Below are 11,927 nucleotides of genomic sequence, written 5' to 3' on the forward strand. Positions count from 1 at the left end.
AAAGACAACTCTCAGTTGTCTTTTCACCTTCTATTTAACATTCTCAATTGCTCCTGCTACATCATAACTGCTAAGATCGATTTCGGGTGTTTGATTTAAAGCTAGTTTCGCAAGCTCTGCGCCAAGGTACGGGCCGCTTGTTAATCCGGAAGCTCCTAATCCGTTAGCGAGAAAGATGTTTTCATAGTTAGGCAATGCACCAATCACTGGCAAGAATCCAGGAGTAAACGGCCTGAAACCAACTCGGGTTTCGAGCATTGTACTGTCTGCTAAACCAGGCGCAACTGATAATGATTTGTTTAAAATCTCATTGACTCCACCTGCCGTTACGCGATTATCAAATCCCGCTTCATCCTCATGTGTTGCACCGACAACTACTCTGCCATCTTCGAATGTAAGGATATATTGATTGGTTGGAGGCATCACAACAGGCCAAGAGCTTGTCTCAGTTTGAGGCAATTCCAGATGAACAATTTGAGCCTTTTGCGGTGTTACTTTGAAGTTAACACCTAGTGGCTCCAGTAACTCTTGTGACCATGCGCCTGCCGTAACGATTACTTGGTCTGCATGCATCGTTTTCCCCTCTAGTTTTATTCCAAGGACTTTATTGTTTTCATGAAAAATTGTTGTGTCACCGTTTAATAGACTAGCTCCGTTCTTTACAGCTGCACGGACTAATGCATTTCGCAGTGCTCTTCCATTCACACGAGCTCCACCACTTACATAAACAGACCCATATTCTTCTGAAATAGGAGGAAATAATCGTTTTGTTTCAGCGGGTGAAAGTATCGTAACTTCACCAATTTCAGGAGCGTCTTCTCTCCGTTTTATTGCTCTTTCAGCCATCTTTTCCAGCTTTTCAGGGTCTGAATGAAGACTTATCGCACCTACCCGTTTATATCCTGTTTCCGTTTCACCGTCTGCTTCCAATTGAGCAATCAATTCCGGATAATAGCGAGCACCGCCTTTTACTAGCTGATACCAAGCTTTATTCCGACGCTGTGAAAGCCATGGACACACGATTCCTGCTGCTGCATCCGTTGCCTGTCCTTTATCCCCGCGGTCCACCAATGTCACATCAGCACCTGATCTAGCCAAGTGATAAGCGGCAGATGCGCCTAGAATTCCAGCTCCGATTACAATGATTTTTTGCATATTTCAAAACACCTTTAATTTTCTTTTTGACTGTATTCTACTCAAACTGGAGACCTTTGTCTAACTAAGGATAATCAAACTAATATCTTAATTAATCATATTTAGAAAGTTTTTCCCCAGTATATATTCCTTTTGGTTACCTGGAATATGTAGTTTATCTATCCAACTTTTTTTAGCCGAATAATCGTATACATTATATTCTTTCATTCCATAAGGTCCGTCACAGCCAAACAGAACTTTTTGATAGCCTAGAAATTCTACCGCCATTCTTACAAGTGATGGGGTCAGGTAATCACTTGAGGTATCTACAAATATGTTTGGTTTCTTTTTTATGTAAATCCAAAGTTTCTTCCAAAAAGGCAGGCCCGCATGTGCATAAATTAATTTTAGGTTAGGGTATTTCTCAGGTAGATATTTATAAGAGTCTGGTTCAGAAGAAAGATGGATTAACATAGGTTTTCCTTTTGCTTCACATAGAGCGGCAATTGAATCCAACTCACTGATCCGATATCCATGCATGAATGGATGAGCTTTTATACCAATAAATCTAGGATTACTAAGATATAAATCTACTTCTTCTACTGATGAGGGTATTTTCGGGTTTACTGCTGCCCAGCCAAGAAACCGCTCTGGAAACTTATTAATGGCAGAAGCAACTATATCATTATTAGGTTTAGTGAAAATCTCGTACGAATTCCCATAAAGGTTTAAACAGCCGTCTTTAACTAGACCATCATAAATTTTGAGTCCTATTGGTGGTGCATTTAAAATTAGATATCGAAATAAGCGTTGTAAGCTATGTTGATAAAAACTCTCTCTTTCAAACATTGTTTCGTTCATAGGTGGAATTAATACTGTTTTATCTATATTATTTTGATCCATATCCTCTATCATTTTATCCAGAGTCAACATGGTTTCATCCACATGAAAATGGCAATCAACTATCATGCTATCCCACCTTTGCAATGTATTATCATCTTTTTGCATTATATTTCCATTATATTCAAATTAATGAGTTTATGAAAAAAAAAAAAAAATAAAACCTCCATTAGCGGAGGCTTGTAATTAATGATCTTCTAATAACCAGAAATAGCTACATACTGATTTCGCAGAACAAATCTATCATTCTCCCACCCTAACGTATTTACAAAATAACCTAGGGCATCTGCATTGTACCTTCCTGCTATTTTTTGATACGCCATCAGCTCATAGACTCCATTAGAGTCAAAATCTACGGGATATAATCCACTTAATGGATTAACAAAGCCCTCAATGGGACTTTTCAACTTTCCGTTCGCATTATAAATTTCACTCAAGTACTCTGGATCTCTTAAAGAAATATCTATTAAATACGTTAGATTATTAATCTTGCTGACTACTTTCACTTTGTGGTTGTCTTGGTAATTAACATCATATTGGAATTGCTCGTTATATACATTAAAAACGAATAGTAGCTGCGGGTTATTATTCACGAAAGAATAAACGTAATCATATGTGAAAGCGCCGCTACCACCTGAGTCAATGCGTATTAAAATATCGTCCACACCGTTCCCGGTAAAATCCCCTAAAAATAATGTAGGATTATAACCAGCATTTTCAGATAAAGTCACTGATTTATATGCACCTGTTCTTCCATCCTGAACGATAAGCGTAATGTTTTGAATAAAGGGACTGTCAGGTGTTTTTGATCCGGTTAAGTACACGTTGTCAGGGACCTTATCTCCCGTGACATCACCTCTGTCAAAAGAAATAATGCTTGGATGCAATCTGAAATAGTTATACATATAATTGCCCCTTGCTTAATGAACTTTATTCATATCCTATGGGCTGTTAGGGATATTGGTGTATAACAAAACAAAATGTGCATAGCAAGTTTAGAACTTATAAAAGTACCCTTTCTCAAATCGCTTTTAAGAAAGGGTACTTTATTAATCTAAATATTTTATTTTTACTTCTTCTTTCCTTCGTTAAAACTATAAAAGAATTTAGCTGAAATAGATCCGTCTTCATTTTCAACGATATCTGTTACATGGATTCCAGAGTCAGCTGGTGTTGAACCATATCCTTTCCAGAAGTAATAGGATCCTGTATGAACGTTAGAAGAATTTGGAGTCAGCTTAGAACCTGTTTTAAAGAAGTCACCCGCATCTCCACGATTCGCATACTTTTCTAGATCATACTTACCGTCTGCTTGGAGAACAGATAAACCATAGTGGGTAACAACTGTTCCATCGCTAGCTGTTTGTGACTGATTATACTGGAATCGCTTATTCATCCAGTTTTCCACGTTGTTTGGACGGAAGCCGGCTGTTTGGTATAGATTAATAATATTTTCGTCCACATGCCATGCCATTAATCCGTGAGAATCTTCACCTTGACGGTTTAATCCTTTGTTAAAACCATCTTGCTGGATATTTTCAAATAAAAAGTATTCTGTACCATTTGAACCTGGCACTTCCATTTTAACGATACCATTATCTGCATTTGCCTGGTTTATTGCAGGTAATGTAATTTCTTGAACACCATCTTCAGGAGTTACATTAATCGGTTCAGTCCATCCTAAGAAAATCTTAGAGAATGGATCGAAGTGTGTTGGCGAGTTTCCGGAATAAGCAGGAGCATTCGGATAGCGCATCCAGGAACCGCCTGCCATCATGGAGTAGTTCCCAACACCTTCAGATGTATAAACAGTATCATAGAAATCCGGTAACCCTAGAGCATGTCCGAATTCGTGAGCGTAAACACCAGTTTGAGCAGGGAAAGGACCTTGTTTTAATTCTTCTTTATAAACACCCGTTGCAAGATCATATCCTGCTACGTTTCCGCCGATACCAGGCTGAATGTTATAGTTATTAACGATGACGCCATCATATGTCATATCCTGAGCAATCGTTTTATCAATCCACGCTGATTGAGTTATACCTTCATAAGCATCTGCAGGTTTTCCAGTTTCATAATATTTGCCGTAATAAAGAGCGCTTAATAGAGACCACTTGTGAGACCAGAACTGTGCCGGGTCACGGCTGAATTCAGCCCCTGTTCCTTCATGGACGACGAAGATATTTGGAACTTCTCCATCCTCTGCATATTGTGAGAAATCAATTTGATCATCAGCTGCTTTTAATAAATCACGTATAAATTCACCAGTGTGAGCATCCCCATTTACATTCCCAAGAACGTATTTACCACCTTCAGCATAAGTACCTTCCTGATCTAAATAATAGGATGCCCCTTTAGGCATTTCCACCCATGCAAAATCTGTATTTTCTTTTTTGACAAGATTGATTTTTCCATTACTGGATTCCTTGTAAGCATTTTGCATGGTACGATCCTTTGGTACGTCCGCTCCATCATATTGTTTAAATTGTTCTAATTCATAAGGATTATATTCAGTTCCAAAAATTAAATCCTCATAGTACTTCGCTGGTACCTGCCCAGGCATGTCCCCAACTGGTTCATCGCCATTCGGATACTTAGCTAAGATTACAAGTACCGGTACATCCCCAGTTGCACTTCTATATGCAACATGATTATCCCCTGCCTGCTGGAACTTTGTACCATTATTCATTTTTTCAGCTGGATCTGCCTTTGAAATATCAATATTTAATTCTTTAGCCTTTTCAACCAATTCCGGAGAAGCACCAACATAATGAGCTAAGCTTAAATCGTATGTATGTTTTGCTTGTTCATGGACATCATTTGGTTGGTAGCTAGTGAATGCAACGCTTCCAACTAATGCTAAAGATAAGCCTGCCTGAGACAAAATTTTTAACAAGAATATCACTCCTCATTTTTTACATATTATACAAATAAAAATATATCTGAATTATTAGTATATTAATAGAAAATTAAATCTACTTGTTTCTACAAATTAATTTAAATAGTAACGATTAATAGAACGTTTCACATAATAACCTAAATTTTATTGTCATATAATAGTATTTTCAGTCTAAGAATGTTGAAAAGTTTTAGGTTAAAACTATAAAGTTGATTTTCTTTCAAACGTCAAATTAATAGAATTCATGATATTGTTAATGATTTCATAATTCTTAAAGTTACCTGTAACAATGTCTTTTTAGATAAACATAATAAAAAACCAACACGAAATGTTGGCTTTTAGCTTTTGTATGTCTAATTAATAAAAGTTTTAAAAAATCAACCTTGTGCTTCATACCCCATTTGTTTTAAAAGCTGTTTAGCTGAAGTTAAACTTTTTTCTGCCTGTTGCTGCCAGCTGATTATGTTTTCAAGAAACGGTTTAAATTCTTCAGGGGCATCGTCTCTCATTACAGGCAGCCATTTTGTTACTTCTTGATCTCTTTTAAGTCCATTGTTTACACATGAAACCAAAATGCGAATGATTGTCTCATGAGTTTCACCGTTTTGCAGACGTATTGCACTTCCCACTGCTGTCACTCGATGATAAGAAGCTGGAACTAGACTGTTATGCATTTCTGCATTTCCTTTTAGGTCTGCTGTTGCGGGAATGACAAATAGTTGTGTACTCATGGAACAAACCATTTCCTCAGCATATAGGCTTTGATTTAAAAGTTGTAAAACAGCGGTCCAATCCTGTCTAAATATATAAGAATTCAACACCTTCACCCACTTTTAAAAATTCATAATATCTTATGAGGTATGGGTGTTTTTGTTTCAATGAAATTTAAGTTATTGCTGCTCCACTAAAGGCAGTTTCAATAATTTATCATCACCTTCTCGCGGAGTGCCTCTGCCGTCACGATTATTCGTAATCGTATACAGAGCATTATCTTCAATCAGCACATCTCGCATTCTCCCCGCACTTTGAAAAAAAGTATCGACCGTTTTCTCAGCCAGATCAAACACTAAAATTCGTTCGCCGCGTAAATTCGATACATAGATTTTGTTATCTGTAATGGCAATTCCTGAAGGAGCCCACGTGACATCCCCTGAATGAAAGATCGGTGAAACCATACCAGATTCTTGTTCATCACCTTCAATAATCGGCCAACCGTAGTTTTTTCCAGGCTCGACTAAATTAATTTCATCATGTGCAGACTGTCCATGCTCAGAGCTATAAAGATTTCCGTTCTGGTCCCAGGCCAATCCCTGCGGATTTCGATGGCCATATGAATACACATAAGAGTTTTCAAATGGGTTATCCTGCGGCATAGTACCGTCTATATTCATACGCAAAATCTTCCCTGCGAGAATATTTACGTTTTGGGCATTTTCCGGATTCCCTGCATCACCCGCGGTAGCATACAACTTTCCGTCAGGACCAATTTGAATTCGTCCCCCGTTATGTATTCTTCCTCCAGGGATTCCCTCGAGTATAATCACTTTTTCCGTCCATGTATTACCGGTCAATTTTAGCGTAATTATTCGGTTAAAAACAGCACCATCCTCCCTATAGGTATGGTATGCAATCGCTTCTTGAGAAGTATTAAAGTCAGGAGCAAGAATGAAACCTAGCAACCCTCCCTCTCCACTATGCAGAATTTTCTTTGAAACTTCTAAACTCTGAACTGTTTTCGATCCGCTATCACCATCAACCTTAATGATATTACCCGGCCGTTGACTCAAATAAAAGGTGTTATCCTGTTTGGTGATATTCCAAGGTATTTCTAAATCTGTTGTGATCACCTCAGCTTGCCTGGAAAGCACTTCTACTGCATCCTTTTCGCCTTTTTCAGATGTTCTTTTGTCGTTATGAAAACAACCAGAAAGAATTATAACGGAAACAAGTGTAAAGATAAAACCTTTCAAATGAACACCTCCTTTTTCAGCAATTATTCTACTAATAATAGTTTAGCCATATTTTTAATAGAATTAACTGTGGTTTTCCAGAAATAAGAAAAAGGAGCTCATTCAATGAACTCCCTGTTTATTTTTGATTTCTATTTCGCATTCTCATCCGGTTGATGGATTCCGAAAATATTACCTTCTGTATCTATGTAATATCCTTGCCACGCCATTCCTGGAAGTGCATATTTAGGCATCGCGACCTTGCCGCCATGCTCAAGAATTTTAGCTTCTGTTTGGTCGTAATTTTCCACGCCCATTGTACAAGTAAAACCGTTTATAGCTTGATTAGGTTCTGGCGGTGCGCTTTGCCGCTTCATTAAAGCTCCATTAATCCCTGGTGTATTCTCGTCTCCTGTTACTGCCCCATAGTAAGGCAATCCCGCGTATTCACTCCAGTCTTGAAACGACCACCCGAAAACTTCTCCATAAAACTTCATTGCCCGTTCCATGTCGTCTACATGGATTTCAAAATGAACTAATCTTCCCATGATTAACCTCCTGTGGTTATAAAATAATCACCACTTAAGTCATTCCATGGACTTCCTAATAATTCCTCTTAAAGTATGGGTATTTGTGAACGAAAAAGGCACCACCAACGCTAAAATCGTTGGGGTGCCATTCATTTTGCAGTACTTTATGCTGCTTTTTGGATATTTATTTCTTTTCCTTCTTTTCGCCACTCTTTATATTCAGCTGTTGCAGTGAATAGTACGTCTGTAGATGAGTTCAGAGCCGTTTCAAAAGAGTCTTGTAAGACACCGATGATAAATCCTACTCCAACGACCTGCATTGCCACATCACCTGGAATTCCGAATAAGCTGCAAGCGAGAGGAATCAGTAATAGTGATCCGCCAGCGACCCCTGAAGCACCACAAGCACAAATAGCTGATAGGACGCTAAGAAGAATTGCAGTAAGAAGATCCACTTCAATGCCTAGTGTATGAACCGCGGCAAGTGTCAAAACAGAAATGGTAACCGCAGCACCCGCCATATTGATGGTTGCACCTAATGGAATGGATACGGAATAACTATCCTTATCCAAACCTAGCTTCTCACATAATTTCATATTTACAGGAATATTGGAAGCTGAGCTGCGTGTAAAGAAAGCTGTGATCCCACTTTCCTTTAAACACTTAAAAACAAGCGGGTATGGATTTTGCTTTATCGCTAGGAACACAATGGCTGGATTCAAAACCAGCGCCACAAAAACCATACAACCAATCAATACCGCAAGTAACTTACCATAACTTAATAACGAATCTATACCGTTCGCCGTAATAGATTCAAACACTAACCCCAAGATTCCTAACGGCGCAAACTTAATCACCCAAGTAACGATTTTAGATACAGCGTCTGAAACATTAGAGATCACTGTTTTAGTCGTATCCTGTGCATTCCTTAAAGCAAGACCCAGGAGTACCGCCCACGCCAATATCCCGATATAGTTCGCGTTAACAAGGGCATTAACAGGATTATCAACAACGTTCATCAACAAGGTTTTGAGTACCTCTACAACACCGCCCGGAGGCGTTACACCTTCCGCTCCCTTTCCAAGGGACAAACCTACAGGAAAAATAAAACTTGCAAGAACGGCTGTTAATCCTGCTAGAAATGTTCCTAAAAGATATAAAAAGATAATCGATTTCATGTTCGTTTGTTGGCCCGCCTTGTGTTGCGCGATAGCCGACATAACCAAGAATAATACCAACACAGGTGCAATAGCTTTCAATGCACCTACAAATAAAGAGCCAAAAATAACAACAGGTTTTGCTGCTTGCGGAATCGTTACAGCTAGGATAATACCAACAATCAATCCTATAATGATCTGTTTAACAAGACTCAAATGATTCCACTTTTTCAGTATACTTTTCATAGATGCCATCACCAATCTAAGTTAGAATTGTAAAGCTGTTTATTCTCAAAAACCTGTAATAAAATAAAGTCTTTTCAAGGGAACAATGGATGTACGCCTAATATATTCCACCCGAAAAAGACAACTGTCTTTCTAATAAATAGTATTATAGTTTGTTTTTTGATAGATTACAATTTATTTAAAAAAGTTGTAATTATTTGAATATTTTAATAATATTTACTCATTTTATTGTATTAAAATTAAAAACACCTCAGGAGTGAACTCCTGAGGTTAATCGTTCTGAATGCTTTTAGTAAATTCCCACCGCATCAAACCCAGCGTTAACAGCAGTCTCTTCCGCGCTGCCTTCGCCATAAAGATCGATTGCAGACTGTACGAGAGCCTGACGTGCCTCGCTAAAGTTAGAATTTGAAGTTAGATAAAAAGATAAAGCACGGTAATAGATTTGCCCTAATTTTTCCCTTCCAAGTTCTTGACCAATCAAGTATGCAGCATGGTTTGTGATGGAAGAGTTAACATGAACACCGCCATTATCTACGTTAAGTGGCATGTTATAAAATTCATCCATATGAGCTGGATAGACTCCGCTGCCGTAAGCTGCTCTTTGGGGATTACTTACGACAACGCTGTTTGGATCACTTAAGCTGCGCAGTCTTGTTACACCATCAGCTTTAGCAGCCGGTGCCATAATGTCCTCGCCCATTTCCCAATCACTATCGTCAACCAATGCACCAAAAACGTCAGCGAATGATTCGTTTAGTGCTCCAGATTGATTGCGGTATGCTAGATTTGCCGTATGAGAGATTACACCATGAGTCATTTCATGGGCAGCAACGTCAAGACCGGCTGATAAAGGAATGAAAAACTCACCATCTCCATCTCCATAGGCCATATAGCGTCCATTCCAGAATGCATTATTGTAATTGACTCCCATGTGTACATAAGAATTAATTGCCATACCTTCTCCATCTAGAGAATTACGGCCATGTTCGTTTAGATAATACTCATAAACCTTCTCAGAATTATAATGAGCATCAACAGCAGCTCGATCATAGTCGCTTATGAAGGAGGCAGAATTCCCCGTATATAGAGCGTCATTGCTGGAATTCCAATCAGCTGTAGCATCATACGTGAAGATACCTTCAAGATTTTCATGTGAGTAGTCCGCTAAAGCAAACCTCGTTCCAGAATTCTCTTCCTTCACGTGGGTTATATGCAGGTTCCTGTGCTCACCATGCACACCTTTTCCAGAGCCTGTTTGCGTTTTATTTTCATCCGCATGCATCAAGCCATTGAACTTATCAATCACTTTTCCTGAGTTTGCATCCACAAACACAAACCAGTTTCCAGGCTCCTCACCCATGAAGTTAACATTCACTTTATAAGCAGTATGATTTTTCTTTTCAAATGGATAGACAACAAGATCAGCAGTTGGGTCATATGTCAGTACTTCTGGAGCGTTAACTGATGATAATGCTGCTTGAAGTGCTGCTTCACTGCTGATAGAAGCAGTTGTATCCACTGCCTCAACGGCAAGAGTCTGATTTGTTCTGCCGTTCACAGATACTACTTCATTATTTTTATTAAAATGTGCAATAACTTCAGATCCTTCTACAGGAATTCCATTGATTGCCTGAGTAAAGCGGACATGCGTCATACCCAGTTCATCCTTTTGTACACTTTTCACTTTTAGATTTTTGTCAGGATTGTTAATCCCGATCTTATCTTGATTTTTCTTCAAATAATTTAAGGCATTGGAAGAACTGCTAGAAGAGAACTTCTCTGCAGACCGCTCCTTCACAAAAAAAGGAACACTTGCTTTTTCATTCCACTCTTTAGAAGCTTGTACACTACTAACCTCACTAGATTCGATAGGTTGCGCAAGGACGTTCACTGGAATAGAACCTACCAACAGCGCTGACGACAAAAGTACAGGTGCTAAAAGCTTTTTCTTCACTATGTAATACCTCCTATTAATTGGATAGTATTCATTATAGAGTAGAAGAAAAAGTTGCGAATGAACAATAAGAATTATCTTAATTTTACAAAAATATAAATTATAACTAATTATAATGAGGTTGTGTAGGTAGAATCTACCAATTAGGAAAAGGGGAAATCGCTGCTCAATAATTAATAAAAGAAAACCTTGTACTAGCCTTTAACCCATAAAAAGAAGGAGGAAGCAGGTTTTTATCCTGCTTCCTCCTTCTTTTATTTCAATCTTTATTCTGACTTCAGTTTTAGTAAATGTGAATTAAAAGCTTCATTACTTTAGAACTAACTTTGCTACGAACTAAGTAAAATCAAGGCGTAAACAATTTCCAATGCCCTTCGGATACAACTTCGACCGCTCCATCGATCACTTTGATGGCGGTTTGATCATCAATTGCATACGCCGACCCCTGCATCCCGGCTGCCCATTTCTCTGCAGCAGCCATCGTGTTATACGGCAGCATCTCATGATCCACATGGGGGAACATTGCAAAATCGACCAGGCCCAGTGTTTTATCACCACCGTTGGGTGGAGTCCAGCCAACGAAGAATTCCCCAATGTTAGGTGCCATCACCATACTCCCAGCACTCATTCCCACATAGACTAAACGCAGCGACGGCAAAAGATCTGCCAGCCCGGATTGCCGCATCCAGTGGCACAGGTAGAGAGCGTCGCCTCCCGACACCAGCAGGACGTCCGTCTCCCTGACCAGTGGCACCCAGCGATCTTCATCGATGCTTGGCAGCGCTGTGAGCTCCAGCACGCCCACTGACTTCCACCCTAAATTAACCATGGGATTCTCTTCTTTCCCGCTGATGAATTCCCAAGTTTTCACGCCTGGTCCGACCCAAGGATGTCCGTACATCGCAGTGGGAATGCACAGTGCAGTGCAATCGGCGATTGGCTTGTCCAGCATATCAACTAGCGCGTCGTGTATGCTTTTGTTATTAACGCCTGCAGATGTAAGCAGTAATTTCATAACGTAACTCCTCCTTGTCGTTACAATATTCTGATTGCATATTTTATTCTGCAAGGGCTTCCGTCTTCCTCTATCCCATAACTTTTTAGTCATTTTTAAAGGACTAGCACTCTAGTATTGAAGTGAAAAATAAATAAACA

Annotated in this window: 10 protein-coding genes; all 10 read right to left on the bottom strand. The window is 39.1% G+C overall.

From position 1 onward, the window contains the following. Positions 1-30: 30 nt before the first annotated feature. The 10 genes from ACFQ4X_RS18660 to ACFQ4X_RS18705 all read right to left on the bottom strand — a co-directional run bounded on the left by ACFQ4X_RS18660 (position 31) and on the right by ACFQ4X_RS18705 (position 11,787). Positions 31-1,155: an NAD(P)/FAD-dependent oxidoreductase gene (locus ACFQ4X_RS18660; RefSeq protein WP_379837848.1), complete on the bottom strand. Its 1,125-nt coding sequence runs from the start codon at positions 1,153-1,155 to the stop codon at positions 31-33. Between the two features lie 87 nt (positions 1,156-1,242). Continuing rightward, positions 1,243-2,103 (bottom strand): amidohydrolase family protein, encoded by an 861-nt coding sequence (locus ACFQ4X_RS18665; protein ID WP_379837850.1) that lies wholly within the window; start codon positions 2,101-2,103, stop codon positions 1,243-1,245. A gap of 128 nt (positions 2,104-2,231) precedes the next feature. After that, complete coding sequence (locus tag ACFQ4X_RS18670) at positions 2,232-2,939, bottom strand: VCBS repeat-containing protein (RefSeq protein WP_379837852.1); 708 nt, start codon at positions 2,937-2,939, stop codon at positions 2,232-2,234. Between the two features lie 164 nt (positions 2,940-3,103). Then, positions 3,104-4,930: a M6 family metalloprotease domain-containing protein gene (locus ACFQ4X_RS18675; RefSeq protein ID WP_379837854.1), complete on the bottom strand. Its 1,827-nt coding sequence runs from the start codon at positions 4,928-4,930 to the stop codon at positions 3,104-3,106. A gap of 380 nt (positions 4,931-5,310) precedes the next feature. Further along, positions 5,311-5,664, bottom strand: coding sequence for a hypothetical protein (locus ACFQ4X_RS18680; protein WP_379837856.1), 354 nt, complete (start codon positions 5,662-5,664; stop codon positions 5,311-5,313). A 159-nt stretch (positions 5,665-5,823) separates the two neighbouring features. Continuing rightward, on the bottom strand, positions 5,824-6,903 hold the full coding sequence (locus tag ACFQ4X_RS18685; RefSeq protein ID WP_379837858.1) for a PQQ-dependent sugar dehydrogenase: 1,080 nt from the start codon (positions 6,901-6,903) through the stop codon (positions 5,824-5,826). Positions 6,904-7,034: 131 nt separating this feature from the next. Then, entirely contained in the window at positions 7,035-7,430 is a 396-nt protein-coding gene (locus ACFQ4X_RS18690) for a VOC family protein (RefSeq protein ID WP_379837860.1), read from the bottom strand. A 146-nt stretch (positions 7,431-7,576) separates the two neighbouring features. Next, positions 7,577-8,815 (bottom strand): serine/threonine transporter SstT, encoded by a 1,239-nt coding sequence (sstT, locus tag ACFQ4X_RS18695; RefSeq protein ID WP_379837862.1) that lies wholly within the window; start codon positions 8,813-8,815, stop codon positions 7,577-7,579. 289 nt (positions 8,816-9,104) lie between these two features. Further along, positions 9,105-10,772 carry a M4 family metallopeptidase gene (locus ACFQ4X_RS18700; RefSeq protein WP_379837864.1) on the bottom strand — a complete coding sequence of 556 codons (1,668 nt, stop codon included), beginning with the start codon at positions 10,770-10,772 and terminating at the stop codon, positions 9,105-9,107. A 346-nt stretch (positions 10,773-11,118) separates the two neighbouring features. Further along, on the bottom strand, positions 11,119-11,787 hold the full coding sequence (locus ACFQ4X_RS18705) for a Type 1 glutamine amidotransferase-like domain-containing protein (protein ID WP_379837866.1): 669 nt from the start codon (positions 11,785-11,787) through the stop codon (positions 11,119-11,121). Between the last annotated feature and the right edge of the window lie 140 nt (positions 11,788-11,927).

The organism is Fictibacillus halophilus (assembly GCF_042680145.1).
Lineage (GTDB): Bacteria > Bacillota > Bacilli > Bacillales > Fictibacillaceae > Fictibacillus > Fictibacillus halophilus_A.

Excerpts from the sequence above, each read along its gene's own strand:
- ACFQ4X_RS18690 (WP_379837860.1), bottom strand. The coding sequence starts at position 7,430 with ATGGGAAGATTAGTTCATTTTGAAATCCATGTAGACGACATGGAACGG.
- ACFQ4X_RS18670 (WP_379837852.1), bottom strand. The coding sequence starts at position 2,939 with ATGTATAACTATTTCAGATTGCATCCAAGCATTATTTCTTTTGACAGA.
- ACFQ4X_RS18660 (WP_379837848.1), bottom strand. The coding sequence starts at position 1,155 with ATGCAAAAAATCATTGTAATCGGAGCTGGAATTCTAGGCGCATCTGCC.
- ACFQ4X_RS18680 (WP_379837856.1), bottom strand. The coding sequence starts at position 5,664 with ATGAGTACACAACTATTTGTCATTCCCGCAACAGCAGACCTAAAAGGA.
- ACFQ4X_RS18705 (WP_379837866.1), bottom strand. The coding sequence starts at position 11,787 with ATGAAATTACTGCTTACATCTGCAGGCGTTAATAACAAAAGCATACAC.
- ACFQ4X_RS18665 (WP_379837850.1), bottom strand. The coding sequence starts at position 2,103 with ATGATAGTTGATTGCCATTTTCATGTGGATGAAACCATGTTGACTCTG.
- sstT (WP_379837862.1), bottom strand. The coding sequence starts at position 8,815 with ATGAAAAGTATACTGAAAAAGTGGAATCATTTGAGTCTTGTTAAACAG.